Genomic DNA, 15,403 nt, shown 5'->3' with positions numbered 1-15,403 from the left:
CCTTCTTTCTTGGCTGAATGCTGAGTGCCTCTTCACCCGCCGATGTGAACCATGCTGCGCGAGGGCTTCTCGAAGCCGGGCTCGCCAATATGGTGGCGAGCTTCCTTCTTCTCCACGACAGAGACAATGTAATCAGTAAGCTCGGTGTCGCTCGCGCCGGCACGCATGCGCGCGGCGAGGTCGTGGTCGAAGAGGGAGAACAGGCAGGTGCGGATCTTGCCGTCGGAGGTGATGCGCACGCGCGAGCAGTGCCCGCAGAAGGGCTCCGAGACCGGGGCGATGATGCCGATCTCGCCCACGCCGTCGTCGAAGGTGAAGCGGCGCGCGGTTTCGCTGTAGGCGCGGGGCATCTCCACCAGCGGCCGGAACGCACGGATGCGCTCCAGCACCTCGCGCAACGTGACCACGATTTCCGGCGACCAGACGCGGTCCTCTTCCAGCGGCATGAACTCGATGAAGCGGACGATGACGCCCTCGTCGCGGGCGAAGCGCGCAAAGGGCACGATCTGGTCGTCGTTGAAGCCGCGCAGCAGCACACAGTTGACCTTGACGGGATCGAGCCCCGCGCGGCGCGCGGCACGCACGCCCTCGAGCACGCTGGAATAGCCGTTGGAGACGCGGGTGATGCGCGCGAACTTCTCGCCATCGACGGCGTCCATGCTCACGGTGACGCGGCGCAAGCCGGCCCGCTTCAGCGGCTCCGCCATCTCCGCCAAAAGATGTCCGTTGGTGGTGATGGCCAGGTCGAGCGGATGGCAGTCGAGGGTGTGCAAGGACGCCAACTCGCGGACGAACTCGACCACGTCGCGGCGCAGCAGCGGCTCGCCGCCCGTGATACGCACCTTCTCGATGCCCAGCCCGACGAACAAGCGCACCATGCGCAGGTAGTCGGCCAGCGGCAATTCTTCGTAGAGCGCGCCTTCATTGCCGGTGCGGCAATAGACGCAACGGTAGTTGCAGCGGTCGGTGACGGAGATCCGCAGGTCGGTGATGGCGCGTCCGAATTTGTCGCGCAGGCGCATGGGAAAAACAGCCTTCAGCATTCAGCCATCAGCATTCAGCCAAAACCTTTGCTTCTGGGATGCTTTGGGAGGGGAAAAGACTCGCGCGGAGAGAAGCGGCGAGCGTTTCCTTTCCAAGCGCATCCGGTGATATCGCCGGAAGCACGGGAGGCGCAGGCGTTTCCACCCGCACCCTCGTGTCCGCCACGGCGGACAACCGTCGGCGGGCCATGGCGCACGCCGCAGGCCCGGCCGATCGGAAACCTCGCGACGATTATACGTCATGTGCCCGGGCGCTCACATGGAAAAGAAAGACGGAGGCCCGGCCGCAGCCGGGCCTGGCGCAAGTGGACGGACTTACGAGGACTTCTTGCGGTTGGCCGCCTTCATTTCCTGGTTGGCCTTCTTGATCTCGGCGTTGGCCGTCTGTTCGGCGACGCCCAAGTCTTTGAGCGTCTTGCCCAGCGACTTGGTCTTCATGCCTTCGAGCACGGCATTGGTGTCGAGGTTGAGATTCTTCGACACGACCACGGCAGAAACGAACTGGCCGTAATTCCTGGCCCCGCTGGAAGCATAGAGCTGCTGGAGTTGCTCGGAGGACATGCCGGTCTTCTCCTGCAACATTTTGAAAGAGCCGCTGTTGATCTGTGCGTCGGTCAGGGCGCGCTGCTGATGCGCCTGGGAACTCACGGTGCCGGGCGACGTCGAGGGCTGGCCTGCAGTGGACGGCTTTCCAACCTCCGCGGGACGGCCCACGTCGGTGGAGTGCCCCATGCTGTGCGACGGAGCGCCGGCACCCGCCGGGCGGCCGCCACTGGCGCCCTTTCCCTGACCAAAGGCAGCCAGCGAACTCACGAGAAACAAAGCAAGGATTGCGCGTTTCACAACTCCTACCTCCTGAAGAGAATGCGAATCAGTGCACTCAAACTTAGATGCGGCCATCGAGCGTGGAGTGGCCAGACGCAAAGCCGCGCAGCCGAACCGGTTACGTTCCTTTGAAGGGCGCGGCAATCCCGGCCGCCACCACGTCCGGAACCTCAAGCTGCGGATAGTGTCCCACGCCTTCCAGAGGGACGAACTCGGCTCGCGGCAGTCGCTGGCGAATGACCGCGGCCATGTGCGCGCCGGAGATGGGATCCTCCATGCCCCAGAGGAAGCGCAGCGGAACGCGGGTCTGTTCCAGCGCCCCGACCCAGCGGTCGCGGTAGCGGCGGCGCTCGTGCCAGTACTGCATGAGGCGGTGGTAGTTGCGCAGGCCATCGCGGCGGACGATAGCCTGCCAGTGCTGCCTGAGTTCTTCTTCGCCGACCGGATGCTGCCGCGTGAAAATCGAGGCGAAGTTCCGGCGGAAGGTGGACTCATTGACGAACCTGTTCATCAGCGGTCCCAGCAGCCGATCGGCCAATAGCTTCTGGATGCGCAATGGACGATGCACCTCAGGATAGAGGCCTCCGTTCATCAGCACCAGTCCTTCGAGACGAACGGCAAGGCGTCCCTCGGCAAGGCGGGCCAGCAGTTCCTGCGCGACGGTGACGCCGTAATCGTGGGCGACGAGGACGGCGCCGGGAACATCGAAGCGACGCCACAGTTGTTCCGTGATGGAAGCCTGGTCGAAGAGGCTGTAGGCATGGCGCGCGGGCTTGTCGGAATCGCCGAAGCCGAGGAAATCGAACAGCAGCAGGCGGTGACGCGACTGGAGCCGCTCCGCCACCGGCGCCCAGTCCCAGGAACAGGTGGGAAAGCCGTGCAGAAAAGTGATCCACGGACCGGAACCCTGGCGCAGACAAAAAACTTCATAGCCGCGGGTGCCGCCGCTGCCGGCTGGAAACCACACGGGAATGCGGCTGCCGGAAGCGAACCACTGGTCGAGCGAGACCATCGCGCTATTTCTTGGGCCGGTTGATCTCGCTGAGGATGCCGGCGGTGCGGGCCTTGAGGATCATCTGGCGGATGCGGGGCTTATCCAGCGGCGGCCACATTTCGTCGAGCGCTTTCCAGGCCTCCTGACCGCGGCCTCCGTACAAGTAGGCGAGCACGATGCCCAGCGCTTCGGCTTTGACCTCCGTCACTGCCTCCTTTTCGTGCGGGCTGAGTTCCTTGGGCTTCTGGTCGTCGTCAGAAGCGGCGGTGGGCGAGCCGATGAACTTTTCCAGGACATCCCGGGAGATGCGTCCCTTGGCCTGGGCGATCTCCTGCTCGTAATCGGGCCAGAAGGCCTGGCTCACCATGTGCAGCGTCTCGCCTTTCAGGCGGAAGATAATGAGCGGCTGAGGCGTGAGCGCGGCCGGCAGGTCGTCGAAGCGGAGAAAAGCGAAGTCGCGGGCCCAGATTTCGATGCGGCCGTCGCCATCACGGTCTTCGAAATGCAACGGGACGGAGGTGGTGAACTGGGCCACGACGCGCGGCGGATCAGCCAGCGTCAGGACGTGGTAGGAATAGGACGACTGGGTCGTGGTGCTGACCACGACATCCGGAGCGCCGTCCTCGTTGACGTCATGCTGACTCGCGCGCTCGAGCGCCGCTTGCGTGCCGTAGGCCTCGAACACGAGCGTGCCAGTTGCGGAAACGACGATGGCGCGGCACTGGCCGGCGTGCTCACCGTCGGCGACCGGACCGAGCGAAATGCGGTAGCCGTCCCAGAGGTCCTGCACGACTTCGTGACGGCCGGGAGCGCAGCTCACGTCGGCGGCGAATAGCGGCAGTCTGAGAGCAGCGAGCAAAGCAGAAGCCAGAAGGATGCGTCTCATGGCGGGCGGTAGACCGCTCCAGAATAACAGACGACTCAGTGTCAGGAGCGGGAACCCCTCCCCCCCCCCGGGTATTTCGCGCAAAATCGTCATAACAAACGACTTGCCGAATCGCGACTGGTCAAAATCGTGATTTCAAAGAACTTAGGGGCAAAATCGTGATAAGAAATGACTTAGCCCGGCGCATTGTGCACAGCGTATAGATTAGCATTGTGGAATTATGTTGTCAAGAGTTTATTGCTGGACTCTTGAGAGAATTGCTGAGAGCCCGGAGGAAGGTCCGCGGCTTCCTGGGTGACCGCAGCGGCGAGGCCGACCTGAAGGTCATTTTCCTGGCTGCAGGGGAGTCGCTGCCAGCCGGAACGGTCAGGTGGGCGGCACCGCCTCTGGGCGACAAGTACGTGAACAAGATCGTGCAGTCGCGCAAGGTGGACGACGCCACGCCGGATTTCTTTGTGGAGGAACTGCCCAACTCGGGCGGCGTCCGGGGCGTGGTGCGCGCGTTCACCGCCGATGGGCAGCAGAAGTGGGTCTGGCCCAACGACGGCCGGAACATCGCGACGGCCGCCGCAGACAACAGTGGTGGTGTGCTGGTCTTCAACACCTTCACCAGCGACACCCAGAACTACCTGTCTTCGGTCAGCAAGGATGGCACCGAAACCTGGCGTACGGCGACTCCTAGCGCGGTCACGACCAAGTACGCCGTGCACCCCGATGGCACGGTGTTCGTTCTGCAGGTGCCGTCCGGTGTGAACCCAGCTCCCGCGCAGGTTGTGGCGCTTGATCCCACCAACGGCCAGCCCTCGTTCACGGTCACGCTTCCGGCCAGCAGCACCACTACCTCCGGCATCCGCAACAATTACGTGAACCCGACGACGGGCCAGTCCTACACCATCTGCGACCCGCTGAATTCCACCACCAGCAATCAGGTGAGCCGCTTCGGAGGACTGGTGATCGACGGCGGCGGCCTGCTGTGGGTGCCGGTGGTGGCCAATGTCACCAACCGCAGCGTCTCCTGCACGCCGCAGGTGGACAACGACGGGAACGCAGTGCCGTGGGACGGCAGCGGAACGTCCTATACGTACACCTCGACCGTGTACCTGGTGTCGGTTACCTCGGGCGGCGCCTCGACGACGGCGCAGGTGAATTCCATCACGGGCAGCGGCACGAACTGGAACGCGGCGATGCCGAAATTCAGCCTGCGCAATGCCATCATTCCCGACGGCACGGGCGGCGTGCTGTTCGCGGGGGTGACGCCGAGTGCGGCGGAAGTCATCTTTGGCTCCAGCGGTGTCCAATACAACAGCCCGGTAGGCTCGGTGGGCCAGATGCTGCTGGGGGAGAACGACACGGTCTTTGTCGCAGGGGCCTTCAGTGGCGTGGCCGCCTTGAATCTTCAGACGGGGTCAACAGTGTGGCAAAGGGTGGAGGCATTTGATCTAGTTGCCGCCCCTGTAGATGGAAGCTTGTTCGTGGAAAACGGAACGCTTCAGCGGATCGACTCAGTTGGGCAAGTCGGCGATCTAGTGGCTGGGTCTGTCACCTACGCATCTACGCACTTTGGTGGAAATCTGTGGGCCCTGTCCGGTGGCGTCGGGGACGTGAGAACACTCGCCGCTGCACTTGAAGTTTTCGACTCGGACCTGATCGGCGATGGCAGATATCGAGGTGGTAACAAACAGTCTCAATCGTCACCGCCAACAGAGCTCGCTCCGCTGCCGACCTGCGGCGGCGACCCCGATTGCGCGGGACCGAGAGAGGCGATCTATGCCGCTCTGGACGCGCTGATTTCCAAGATGAGAAACGATTGCGTACCCTGCCAGTCTTATGTCTTCGATAAGGTGACAGACGCGAACAATTTCCCGATCACCCAAAACCACTTCGCTGATTGGCTGAGTTCCCCCCGGCCCGGCTTCTATGACGGCACGAGATCGACCGGAAAGGTAGTCGGGAACCTTGAGCCTTGGAAGTGGTACAACGCCCTACTCGACGGGCGGACTGTCGATCGTCACTTCGCCCTCAGCCCCACAACTGTGGCTGCAACTTGCACGGGGCGCCCGGAGGGATGCGGGCCCCTTAAGACCTTCTTCCGCCCCAGCGCTATTGATCTGTCGCAAGGCGGGGTCAACGACGCCAATCTAAGCCTCCTGTTTCACGAGGCTTTACATGGAAGCACCGGTCTCACGGACATTCAATTACAGCAGGCTTTTGGCTGCGCAAATCAGTCTGGAGACAACACGTACAACATCACCTTCTATCTACAGCAGTTCGTTTCGGCCAACCCACCGCAGACGATTGAGGCGTGCCAGTGAAGGCTTTCTATGAACAATAAGTGGCGGAAATCGCTTTCAATCTCAATGCTGGTGATAAGCCTCTTCCTTTTTGCGTCTCGCGCCTACCGTCTCTCGCGCGATACTGCGGCATCGCATGATGTCCACGGAGGTGTGTTCCGCGAGCGGGGAATGATCGAGACGAAGCTGATTCACTGCGTTAACCTGCCCGCATTGGTTCTTTCTGCCCCCGTGAGACTTCCGCTGTCCAACGCCGCTATTGGGCCGGAGACGCTTTACATAGGGCAAGGATTTTTCTTTTCATATGGAGATCTCACCTACCTGATTGTCATCTTCTTATTCTGGTGGTGGGTGGGTAAGCAGATTGACGAGAGAGCGCGCAAGCCGCTCCGTGGTTCTGTACGATGGCTTTATGGACTCTTCACGGTGCTGTCACTGGCGCTGACGGCCATCGGAATCCTCTCCCTCACACCCCTCGCGCCTCGTCTCTACCTCTCTGCAAGCCCTGACTGGGAATACCCGATAGCAGCTCTTCTCTGGGGTACGCTGCTTTCGGCGTACTTCATTGCAGAGGTGCGCCGAAGCTCTCGGGGATAATGCGAGAGTGGACTACGTTACTCCCTTACCTGTGTGCTTTCCGCACACAATTGTTTTCCTTTTGAACCTGCCCTACTCTCCGCAACGTGGCAGGCATCACTCTCACTCAAGCGCAGGCTGAGCTCGACCGCTGGCGTGCGACCTACGCCAAGCTCACGGACGTAGCTGCCCACAGCGTCCAGGGCGGCGGGGGCGCACGCCAGCTCCCTTGCGCTCTCCACCCTGGGCTAAGGATGGTTTCGCCCGCCTGCGGCGGGCTGCGGCGATAGGCAAATCATGCAGCACGGCAGCGCACGCCCGATCTGAGAACGGGAAAATCTCACTTCATCTATTTCGGAGGAATCTTGCGGCGCGGGAGTTCGCGGAACTGGCCGGCTTCGCTGAGGTCACATCCCATCGTAGTTCGGTCCGCCGCCGCCCTCGGGCGGGACCCAGGTGATGATCTGGTAGGGGTCCATGATGTCGCAGGTCTTGCAATGAACGCAGTTGGAGGCGTTCAGGTGGATCTGCTTGCCGCGCGGGGCGGCGGAGTCTTCGACCATCTCGTAGACGCTGGCGGGGCAGAAGTTCTGGCAGGGATTGCCGAATTCTTCCACGCAGCGCGTGTTGCAGACATTGGTGTCATGGATGACGAGGTGCGCGGGCTGGTCTTCTTCGTGCCTGGTGCCGGAGTGATACAGGTCGGTGAGCTTGTCGAAGGTGAGGACCTTGTCGCCTTTGGCGGGGCCGAGCAGATGCGCGCGTGCGCCGCCGCCGGCGGGAAGCTCGGAGAGCTTTTTCATCTGCGAGTGCCCGGCGCGGGCTTTGTAGCGCGCGTGGAGGCCGCGTCCGAAGGTGACCTGCTGGAGAGCGGCGTGGAACATGCCGCGCCAGAAGCCGTGCTCGAAACCCTGATGGAAGTTGCGGACCCGCCATAGCTCGTCGCGAATCCAGCTCTCGTCGACGCGCTGCTGGAAGCGGCCGAGCGCGGCGGCGGAGAAATCGGCGCTGCGCAGGCTGTCAAAGGCGGTCTCGGCGGCCAGCATGCCGCTTTTGATGGCGAGGTGGATGCCCTTGAGGCGCTGCGAATTCAGGAAGCCGGCGGAGTCCCCCAGCACCATCCAGCCGTCCCCGGCGACCGGCGGGATGGCAAACCAGCCGCCGTAAGGGAATGTTTTTGCGCCGTAGCGGATCATCTTGCCGCCGGCCAGGAGCTTCGCGACGAATGGATGGCGCTTGAATTCCTGCAGGACGCGCTGCGGATCGAGGCGCGGGTCGGCGTAATCGAGCGCGGTGACGAAGCCGAGCGAGATGACGTTGTCTTTGGAACCGTAGATCCAGGCGCCTCCGTACTCCCGGGTGGTGAGCGGCCAGCCCATGGTGTAGATGACTTCGCCGGGAGCGACGCGGCCGGGAGGCAGCTCCCACAACTCCTTCACACCCACGCCATAGACTTGCGGGTTGGTGTCGCGGTCGAGGGAGAAGCGCGCCACGAGCTGCTTGGTGAGAGAGCCGCGAGGTCCTTCGGCCAGGATGACGACCTTGGCCTTGAGGTCATAGCCGGGCTCGAAATTGCCTTTGGGCTGGCCGGTCTTATCGACGCCCTTGTCGTCGGTGCGGACGCCGGCGACGCGATCGCCGTCATAGAGCAGTTCGGAACCGGCGAAACCGGTGAAGATGGTGATGCCCGCGGCTTCGACCTTTTCGCCCAGCCACTTGACGAAGCGGTTGAGCGAGATGACGTAGTTGCCGTGGTCGCGCAGCGGCGGCGGCGTGATGGGCAGCTTGAACTGCGACTTCTCGGTGAAGAAATACACCGCCTCTTTGGTGACCTCGGCGTCGAGCGGAGCTTCCTTCTCGAAGCCGGGCAGCAGCTCGCGCATGGAGCGGGGATCGAGCAGGGCGCCGGAAAGGCAGTGCTGGCCGACCTCGCGGGCCTTTTCGAGGACGTAGATGTTCTCTTTCGTGAGCTGGACGTCGGGATGGGCGGCGTTGTGCTGGTCGATAAGCTGTGAGAGTCGCAGGGCGCACGCCATGCCAGCCGGTCCGCCGCCGACAATGACGACGTCGGCGTCCATTTGGGGGCGCTCAATGCCGGGAAGAGGCGTTCTGAAAGTGATGGTCATCTCTTCGGGGGAGGCGGAATCTCCAGCTGCTTGCAGATGGCCGCGCGACCGGCGTGCCGATCTCGTTTTGCCGAGGCACTGCGGCAGCGAGGTTCTTGGCTGGGTTGTGGTACAGAGTGTGTCGGGAGCCTTCCCGGTAAAGCTGGCAGCCGCTTTCTTCCAAATGCCTGATCAGCTCGCGTCGTTTCAAATTCACCCCGGAACGGCGCTACGCGGGCACGCGGATTTTTTCGCGAATGGTTCGCTTTGCGTTCGGGTCGAGGCTTTCCTTGGCACGCTCTCTCTGATACTCCAGAATCAGGCCAATGGCCTCTTGGAGGTTCTCACGGGTTTCCTCCAGGGTCTGGCCCTGGGTAATTGCACCAGGCAGTTCTTCCACAAACGCCCAGTATCCCCCGCCTTCCGAGTCAGGGAGTTCCTGAATCACGGCAGTGAGAACGACTTCTTCCATGCGGTTCATAGTCTAACCCAGTCATTCCGGGTTTCACACCTGCGCTTACGGAACTAGCGGCCACTCAGGCGGAAGCCTTGGCCTTCTTGATTTCCTCAATCAATGGCGGCACCACGTCGAACAGGTTGGCGACGATGCCCACGTCGGCGATCTCGAAGATAGGGGCTTCGGAATCCTTGTTGATGGCGACGATGGCGCGCGAGCCCTTCATGCCCACGATATGCTGGATGGCGCCGGAAATGCCGAGCGCGAGGTAGAGCTTGGGGGCCACGGTCTGGCCGGAGGAGCCGATCTGGCGGTCCATGGGCAGCCAGCCGGAATCGCAGATGGGACGCGAGGCCGCCAGTTCACCGCCCAGGGCGTCCGCCAGTTGTTTGGCGAGTTCGAGGTTCTTCTGCTCCTTGATGCCGCGGCCCACGGCCACGATGATCTCCGCCTGCGTCAGGTCGACGGCTTGCTTGGCTTCTTTGAAGACCTCCTGCGGCTTGTTCCGGATGACGCTGTCGGCGATCTCCACATTCACGGTCTCGATGGGAGCGGCAGCCGCGCCGGCTTCTACCTGGTCGCCGCGGAAGGAACCTGTTTGGAAGGTGACGAACCAGGGGGGGGCGCCGGTGAAGCCGACGTCGGCGGCGAACTTGCCCTGGAACATCTGGCGGGTGAACAGCAGCCGGTCGCCCTCCTTGCGGTAGCCGACGGCGTCGCTGATCAGCGCGCGGCCGAGCGCCGTGGCCAGCTTGGGCGCGAAGTCGCGCACTTGGTAGGTGTGCGGCATCAGCACCAGCCGCGGCTGCTTCTGCGCCACCAGTTGCCGGACGGCGGCGGCGAAGCCGTCGGGCGTGTAGGGCTCAAGCCGCGGCGATTCGACGGCGTAGACCCTGGCCACTTTCTTGGCCGCAACTTCCTGGGCAATCGGACCGACGCCCGAGCCGAGGACCGCAGCCTCCAGCATCCAGCCGGTTTCGGCGGCGATGCGCTGCGCGCCGGTGAGCGTCTCCCAGGAGACGCGGTTCAGCTTGCCTTCACGTTGCTCGACGATGACGAGAATGTCCATGGGTTCAGTGGTCGGTGGTCAGTGCCAGTTGGCCAGTCCCTTGTTCACAGGACGCGCACCTCGTTGCGCAGCTTCTCCACCAGCTTCCTGGCGACTTCGGCGGGCGGGCCCTGCAGCATCTCCGTTTGCTTGGTCTTCTGCGGCACGTAGAGGCGCTCGATCTTCTGCTGGTTGGGACCGAGGGCGCTTTCGATCTCCGCGCGCGTCACCTTGCGCAGCGGCTTGTTCTTGGCCTGCTTGATGCCGATGAGCGTGGCGTAGCGCAGCTTGTTCAGCCCGGACTGGATGGTCAGCACGGCGGGCAGGGGCATGTCCACGTACTGGAAGTAGCCGGCTTCGAGTTCGCGCTTCACGCGGATGCCGGTTTCGTTCTTCCTGATCTCCATGATGATGGTGGCGTGCGGCCAGCCCAACAATTCGGCCAGGATGACGCCGGTCTGCGCGAAGCCGTAATCGTCGGACTGCAGGCCGGTGAAGATCATGTCGAACTTTTCGTCCTTGATGGCGGCGGCGAAGGCGCGCGCGGTGTTGAGCGCGTCGAGGGTGACGAAGCTGTCGTCTTCCAGGTGGATGGCACGGTCGGCGCCCTTGGCCAGCGCCTCGCGCAGCACCTGCTGGGCGCGTGCCGGACCGGCGGTGATCACCACGACTTCGCCGCCTCCGGCTTTTTCTTTCTGCTGCAGCGCCTCTTCGAGCGCGAAGGCATCGGGCTCGTTCACTTCATAGCTGGTGTCCTCGCGGATCCAGTTGCCCGCTTCGTTGAGCTTGAGGGGCGCGTCTTTCTGCGGGACCTGCTTCATGCAGACCAGAATTCTCATGGGCGAGTTCTCAGTTCTCGGTTCTCAGTTCTCAGACAGGAAACGAAGGGCCAGCTCAGAGCGAAGGGGAAGTATAAATGAATGGTGATTCAGGCGTCAGTAAGGGGGCTCTCCGTGTCTGTGCGGCGAGCTACTCCAGGAACACGATGGACTGCACTCCGGAGACCTCGATGCGCTTGCGGCAGCGCATGTTCTTGCACATGACCAGGTCGTCCTTACGGACCATGTAGGAGCGGAGTTTCGCGAACCTGGCGCGGTCGCGCTCGTCGGCGCGCCCGGGCAGGCTCTTTTTCTTATGGCGCACCAGCCAGATCAGGTCGTACTCGGCGCTCTGGCGGCAACTGGGGCAGTAGAGCGTGGCCGGTTTCTTTTCTTCCTTCTCGTCGAAAAATTCGCGTTCTTCCATAAGGCAGCGATAAGCAATAAGCAGTAAGCGATTAGCAACAGCACCCGGCGCCGCGGCCATCGAGGACTTGGCTATGCGGCGGGCCGGAGGATTATTGCATAATCGGTGGAGTCCGGATGGCAAAGAAACGCAAGAAGTTCGAGGCGGTGAAAGCGGTGAAGGAGATGGCCCGGGAGCGCGTCGGAGCGCCGCCGCCGACCCGGCGCGCTCCCGACGTCAAAAAGCAGCGCAGGCACCAGCAGAAGCACAAGCCCACCCTGGGCAAGATGCTCTCCGAGGTGGAATGACGCTCTCTGCCATCCACATCCGGGAAGCTACGCTCGACGATGCGCCGGAGATCATGCGCCAACGGCGGCTGATGTTCCGGGACATGGGGTTCACGGACGAAGCCGCGCTCGACGCCATGCATGCCACCAGCCAGCCTTACATCCTGGCAGGCTTAAACAACGGCGGCTACCGCGGCTGGCTGGCGGTCGCGCCCGACGGACGGGTGATGGGCGGCGGCGGAGTCGTGCTGCATGATTGGCTGACGCACCCGCTCAATCTCAATCCTCAGCGGGCCTACGTGCTCAACGTGTACGTGTATCCCGAGTTCCGCCGCCAAGGTGTGGCACGAAGATTGATGGCGGCGATCGTCGAGTGGTGCCGCGGCCAGGGCTTCCCTGTGATCTGGCTGCACGCCAGCGATGAAGGCCGCCCGCTGTACGAATCCATGGGCTTCGAGCCGACCAACGAAATGAAACTGATGCTGTCGCCCAACCGGCAGTCGGGAGAAATGGCATGAAGCGCAACCAGCTCAAACCCGTCCGGGTGGCGGTGATCCAGTCTGCGCCGGTGTATCTGGACCTGGCGGCGAGCGTGGCCAAGGCGCAGCGCCTGATGCGCGAGGCCGCGCGCAAGGGAGCAAAGCTGGTAGCGTTCGGCGAAACCTGGCTGCCGGGCTACCCGGCGTGGCTGGATTCGTGTCCCGACGCGGCGCTGTGGAACTACAAGCCGGTCAAGCAGGTGTTTGCGCGCCTGCGGCAGAACAGCTTCCGCCTGGAAAGCAACGAGGCGCAGGCGCTGGGACGCACCGCGCGCGAACTCGGCCTGACCGTGGTTATGGGTGTGAACGAGCGCGTGGATTCGGGACCCGGCAACGGCACGCTGTACAACTCGCTAGTCACCTGGGGTCCTGACGGCAGGGTGCGGAACGTGCATCGCAAGCTCATGCCCACCTACACCGAGCGCATGGTGTGGGGCACGGGCGACGGCGGCGGGCTGGAAGCCGTGGATACACCGGCTGGGCGCGTCGGCGGCCTGATCTGCTGGGAGCACTGGATGCCGCTGGCCCGGCAGGCCATGCACAACTCCGGCGAGCACATCCACGTGGCGGTGTGGCCCACGGCGCACGACCTGCACCATCTGGCCAGCCGGCACTACGCCTTCGAAGGCCGCTGCTACGTCCTCTGCGTGGGGCTGATGATGCCGGCGCGCGACCTGCCCCGGGAGCTTGCGCGTCCGCGCGGCATGAAACCGACTTCCCTGCTCTGCCGCGGCGGCAGCGCCATCTTCGCCCCCGACGGACGAACGGTCGCCGGACCGGTATTCGACCGCGAAATCATCCTCACCGCCGACCTCGATTTCTCCGTGATCGATGAAGAGAAAATGACGCTGGACGTCAGCGGGCACTACGCGCGGCCGGATGTGTTCCAGTTCGCGGTGCGGAGCCGTTAGCCACTGTCTCGGAACGGCCGCCGCAGGAACGGCGCAGTTGCGGCGCGCCATCTCCGGATGGCGGTGTTCGTATTCCGCCACGCTGCGAGCGTAGACGAGCTGGGCGCGCTTGCGGTCGCTCTCATCACCGAGGTATGCCGCTGAGCCGCGAAGCATCATGAGCCGGGCGCGCAGCCGCCGGGCGGCGGCCTGGACCCGGGACAGCAGTGTCCGATCCAGATCCACGACGTACACCACGACCTCCGAGCCACGCGGCGCCAGGGTGCGAAAGGCGATGCCGCTGTCGTCGAGCGCTCGGGCCGCGGCCTCCAGGCTGGTGCGGCCGGCAAACAGCACATAGAGGCTGGCCTTGCCTCCCCCTCCTTGCCGGAAATTCAGCACGGTCTTCTGCTGCGCAAAGCCGCCCAGCCATGCCGCCGCGTAGGTGACGGCAGGCTCTTCGGCCTTGAAGCGAATCGCCAGGGCGTGTTCGGCGCCGTCGCGCCAGCTTCCGAGGGCGGGCCAGACGCTCCCTTCCTTCCCCAGCCGGCAGAGCAGGTAGCGAGCCTGGCTTGCCAGCCTATGTTCCTCCGGAGAGCGCAGGCGTTCCTTGGCCTGCTCGAAGGTGAGGTTCTCTTCCGTGCTGGGGCTGACGAAGATGTAGCTGGTTCGGGCCGCGGACTGAGCCCAAACCGGCGCCAGGGGCGCGACCACCAGGAGGATGGCCAGCAGGCGGGTGCGGGCTCGGCTCGTTGCAACCATGCGGATGCTGTGATAAGGCTGGCGCTCCCATGTCTGCCCGGCATCCAGCCTCGCGCTGCGTATTCTGCGACATCGTGGCCGGCAACGAGAAGGCCGCCGTCGTCCACCGCAGCCAGGCCACGCTAACCTTCCTGGACCAGCGCCCGCTCTTTCCCGGCCACTGCTTGCTGGTTCCGCTGGAACACCACGAAACGCTGCCCGACCTGCCGGCCCACCTCATCGAGCCGGTTTTTGCCGACGTACACCTGCTCGCCCGCGCCGTCCAGGAGGCCATGCAAGCTGAGGGGACGCTGGTGGCGATCAACAACCGGGTGAGCCAGAGCGTGCCCCATCTGCATGTGCACATCGTGCCCCGCCGGCGCAAGGACGGCCTGCGCGGATTCTTCTGGCCGCGGCAGCCCTACCCCGACGAGGCCGCGCGGGAGGCGGTGCGGCTGGCCATCGAGCAGGCCATCCGGCGTCTCGGCAAGGCGTAACCGCCTGCTCCCTTTGCTGCGCACGGCAACCCCGCAGCCCACTCCGGCAACTAAGAGTGTGTATCGGGCCCATCCAGCCCATTTCATCCGGAGGTGTCATCATGTTGGAAAGTGAATCGTCGGCAAAGCCGGCCCGGAGCGAGTCTTCCGGTTCGGGCACGAAGATCCTGCTCATCGCCATCGCAGGCATCTACGTACTCGCTTCGCTGTACGTCATGTTCGATCTGCAGGCGCGCGTGGCGTCGCTCGAAACCGGGCAGAAGACGCTGACTACGGCGCAGGAAGAGGCGAAGCAGCAGCTCGCCTCCACGCGTACCGACCTGCGCGCGGAAACCGAAGCCATCGCCGAGAAGGTCGGCGTGACGCAGCAGGAACTGCAGTCGCGCACGGAGACGTTGCGGCGCCAGCAGCGTGCCGCCCTCGCGCGCATCCAGAAACAGCAGGAGGAACAGTTCGGGGCCGTCACCGGCCAGGTGGAGGAAGTGCGCACCGCGGTAGGCGGCGTCCGGACGGACGTGGACGCCAACCGCTCTGACTTGGTCGCTACCCGCGAAAAACTGGATCGCACCGTGGGCGACCTGGGCGTGCAGAGCGGCCTGATCGCGCGCACGCGGGAGGAACTGGAGATCCTGCGGCGCAAGGGCGAGAAGGACTACCACGAGTTTGCCCTGGTCAAGGGACGACCCGTGCAGGTGGCCGACATCAGCCTGCAGCTCAGAAGGGTGGATCCCAAGAAGAGCAAGTTCACGGTCGACGTGATCGCCGACGACCGCACCATCGAGAAGAAGGACCGGACCATGTTCGAGCCCATGCAGTTCTACACCAGCAAAGACCGCAAGCTGTACGAGGTGGTGGTGTTCGGCGTGGACAAGAACAAGGTGACCGGCTACCTGGCGACTCCGAAGGCGCTGGTCGCACAAGCCCAATAGCCCCGGCGGGAGCCTGAAGAGCGACGGGCCGATCCCGTCCGCCGCTCTTCCCCCACTCCGGCATTCTTCCG

At 63.7% G+C, this 15,403-nt stretch carries 16 protein-coding genes and 1 riboswitch; of the genes, 7 read left to right on the top strand and 9 right to left on the bottom strand.

What is annotated here, in order from left to right; translation table 11 throughout:
- Window positions 1-32: 32 nt before the first annotated feature.
- The 4 genes from moaA to VNK82_07525 form a co-directional block, all read right to left on the bottom strand.
- Window positions 33-1,043: a GTP 3',8-cyclase MoaA gene (gene moaA / locus VNK82_07540; GenBank protein HXE90797.1), complete on the bottom strand. Its 1,011-nt coding sequence runs from the start codon at window positions 1,041-1,043 to the stop codon at window positions 33-35.
- 69 nt (window positions 1,044-1,112) lie between these two features.
- A riboswitch (molybdenum cofactor riboswitch) is annotated at window positions 1,113-1,276 on the bottom strand.
- 82 nt (window positions 1,277-1,358) lie between these two features.
- A complete protein-coding gene (locus VNK82_07535) occupies window positions 1,359-1,886 on the bottom strand; it encodes a hypothetical protein (GenBank protein ID HXE90796.1) in 528 nt (175 codons plus the stop codon).
- Between the two features lie 100 nt (window positions 1,887-1,986).
- Complete coding sequence (locus VNK82_07530) at window positions 1,987-2,880, bottom strand: alpha/beta hydrolase (GenBank protein HXE90795.1); 894 nt, start codon at window positions 2,878-2,880, stop codon at window positions 1,987-1,989.
- Window positions 2,881-2,884: 4 nt separating this feature from the next.
- Window positions 2,885-3,748 carry a hypothetical protein gene (locus VNK82_07525; GenBank protein ID HXE90794.1) on the bottom strand — a complete coding sequence of 288 codons (864 nt, stop codon included), beginning with the start codon at window positions 3,746-3,748 and terminating at the stop codon, window positions 2,885-2,887.
- 248 nt (window positions 3,749-3,996) lie between these two features.
- On the opposite strand from VNK82_07525, the gene VNK82_07520 reads away from it, so the two are divergent.
- Together VNK82_07520 and VNK82_07515 are read left to right on the top strand one after the other, a co-directional pair.
- A complete protein-coding gene (locus tag VNK82_07520) occupies window positions 3,997-6,060 on the top strand; it encodes a hypothetical protein (GenBank protein ID HXE90793.1) in 2,064 nt (687 codons plus the stop codon).
- Between the two features lie 9 nt (window positions 6,061-6,069).
- On the top strand, window positions 6,070-6,636 hold the full coding sequence (locus VNK82_07515; protein HXE90792.1) for a hypothetical protein: 567 nt from the start codon (window positions 6,070-6,072) through the stop codon (window positions 6,634-6,636).
- A gap of 386 nt (window positions 6,637-7,022) precedes the next feature.
- On the opposite strand, the gene VNK82_07510 is transcribed toward VNK82_07515, so the two are convergent.
- From VNK82_07510 to VNK82_07490, 5 genes are all read right to left on the bottom strand, one after another.
- Window positions 7,023-8,693, bottom strand: coding sequence for an electron transfer flavoprotein-ubiquinone oxidoreductase (locus tag VNK82_07510; protein HXE90791.1), 1,671 nt, complete (start codon window positions 8,691-8,693; stop codon window positions 7,023-7,025).
- Between the two features lie 256 nt (window positions 8,694-8,949).
- The gene (locus tag VNK82_07505) at window positions 8,950-9,201 is read right to left on the bottom strand and encodes a type II toxin-antitoxin system HicB family antitoxin (GenBank protein ID HXE90790.1); all 252 of its coding nucleotides are present in this window, start codon (window positions 9,199-9,201) and stop codon (window positions 8,950-8,952) included.
- A gap of 55 nt (window positions 9,202-9,256) precedes the next feature.
- On the bottom strand, window positions 9,257-10,246 hold the full coding sequence (locus VNK82_07500) for an electron transfer flavoprotein subunit alpha/FixB family protein (GenBank protein HXE90789.1): 990 nt from the start codon (window positions 10,244-10,246) through the stop codon (window positions 9,257-9,259).
- A gap of 44 nt (window positions 10,247-10,290) precedes the next feature.
- Window positions 10,291-11,064, bottom strand: coding sequence for an electron transfer flavoprotein subunit beta/FixA family protein (locus VNK82_07495; protein ID HXE90788.1), 774 nt, complete (start codon window positions 11,062-11,064; stop codon window positions 10,291-10,293).
- A gap of 130 nt (window positions 11,065-11,194) precedes the next feature.
- Window positions 11,195-11,470 (bottom strand): hypothetical protein, encoded by a 276-nt coding sequence (locus VNK82_07490; protein ID HXE90787.1) that lies wholly within the window; start codon window positions 11,468-11,470, stop codon window positions 11,195-11,197.
- A 116-nt stretch (window positions 11,471-11,586) separates the two neighbouring features.
- On the opposite strand from VNK82_07490, the gene VNK82_07485 reads away from it, so the two are divergent.
- The 5 genes from VNK82_07485 (at window position 11,587) to VNK82_07465 (ending at window position 15,332) form a co-directional block, all read left to right on the top strand.
- Window positions 11,587-11,757 (top strand): hypothetical protein, encoded by a 171-nt coding sequence (locus VNK82_07485; GenBank protein HXE90786.1) that lies wholly within the window; start codon window positions 11,587-11,589, stop codon window positions 11,755-11,757.
- Entirely contained in the window at window positions 11,754-12,254 is a 501-nt protein-coding gene (locus tag VNK82_07480; GenBank protein HXE90785.1) for a GNAT family N-acetyltransferase, read from the top strand. The genes VNK82_07485 and VNK82_07480 overlap by 4 nt, the downstream gene beginning before the upstream one ends.
- On the top strand, window positions 12,251-13,186 hold the full coding sequence (locus tag VNK82_07475; protein ID HXE90784.1) for a carbon-nitrogen hydrolase family protein: 936 nt from the start codon (window positions 12,251-12,253) through the stop codon (window positions 13,184-13,186). The genes VNK82_07480 and VNK82_07475 overlap by 4 nt, the downstream gene beginning before the upstream one ends.
- A 770-nt stretch (window positions 13,187-13,956) precedes the next feature.
- Window positions 13,957-14,403 (top strand): HIT family protein, encoded by a 447-nt coding sequence (locus tag VNK82_07470; GenBank protein ID HXE90783.1) that lies wholly within the window; start codon window positions 13,957-13,959, stop codon window positions 14,401-14,403.
- A gap of 101 nt (window positions 14,404-14,504) precedes the next feature.
- Window positions 14,505-15,332, top strand: a complete 828-nt coding sequence (locus tag VNK82_07465; GenBank protein HXE90782.1) for a hypothetical protein — start codon at window positions 14,505-14,507, stop codon at window positions 15,330-15,332.
- Window positions 15,333-15,403 lie beyond the last annotated feature (71 nt).

This window comes from Terriglobales bacterium, from assembly GCA_035573675.1.
GTDB lineage: Bacteria > Acidobacteriota > Terriglobia > Terriglobales > Acidobacteriaceae > DATMAB01.
This window is presented reverse-complemented; position numbering and strand designations above follow the sequence as displayed.

What these genes read in the sequence shown, in the direction of transcription:
- moaA (HXE90797.1), bottom strand. Translation starts at nt 1,043, where the DNA reads ATGCTGAAGGCTGTTTTTCCCATGCGCCTGCGCGACAAATTCGGACGC.
- VNK82_07530 (HXE90795.1), bottom strand. Translation starts at nt 2,880, where the DNA reads ATGGTCTCGCTCGACCAGTGGTTCGCTTCCGGCAGCCGCATTCCCGTG.
- VNK82_07525 (HXE90794.1), bottom strand. Translation starts at nt 3,748, where the DNA reads ATGAGACGCATCCTTCTGGCTTCTGCTTTGCTCGCTGCTCTCAGACTG.
- VNK82_07515 (HXE90792.1), top strand. Translation starts at nt 6,070, where the DNA reads ATGAACAATAAGTGGCGGAAATCGCTTTCAATCTCAATGCTGGTGATA.
- VNK82_07510 (HXE90791.1), bottom strand. Translation starts at nt 8,693, where the DNA reads ATGGACGCCGACGTCGTCATTGTCGGCGGCGGACCGGCTGGCATGGCG.
- VNK82_07505 (HXE90790.1), bottom strand. Translation starts at nt 9,201, where the DNA reads ATGAACCGCATGGAAGAAGTCGTTCTCACTGCCGTGATTCAGGAACTC.
- VNK82_07500 (HXE90789.1), bottom strand. Translation starts at nt 10,246, where the DNA reads ATGGACATTCTCGTCATCGTCGAGCAACGTGAAGGCAAGCTGAACCGC.
- VNK82_07495 (HXE90788.1), bottom strand. Translation starts at nt 11,064, where the DNA reads ATGAGAATTCTGGTCTGCATGAAGCAGGTCCCGCAGAAAGACGCGCCC.
- VNK82_07490 (HXE90787.1), bottom strand. Translation starts at nt 11,470, where the DNA reads ATGGAAGAACGCGAATTTTTCGACGAGAAGGAAGAAAAGAAACCGGCC.
- VNK82_07485 (HXE90786.1), top strand. Translation starts at nt 11,587, where the DNA reads ATGGCAAAGAAACGCAAGAAGTTCGAGGCGGTGAAAGCGGTGAAGGAG.
- VNK82_07480 (HXE90785.1), top strand. Translation starts at nt 11,754, where the DNA reads ATGACGCTCTCTGCCATCCACATCCGGGAAGCTACGCTCGACGATGCG.
- VNK82_07475 (HXE90784.1), top strand. Translation starts at nt 12,251, where the DNA reads ATGAAGCGCAACCAGCTCAAACCCGTCCGGGTGGCGGTGATCCAGTCT.
- VNK82_07470 (HXE90783.1), top strand. Translation starts at nt 13,957, where the DNA reads ATGTCTGCCCGGCATCCAGCCTCGCGCTGCGTATTCTGCGACATCGTG.
- VNK82_07465 (HXE90782.1), top strand. Translation starts at nt 14,505, where the DNA reads ATGTTGGAAAGTGAATCGTCGGCAAAGCCGGCCCGGAGCGAGTCTTCC.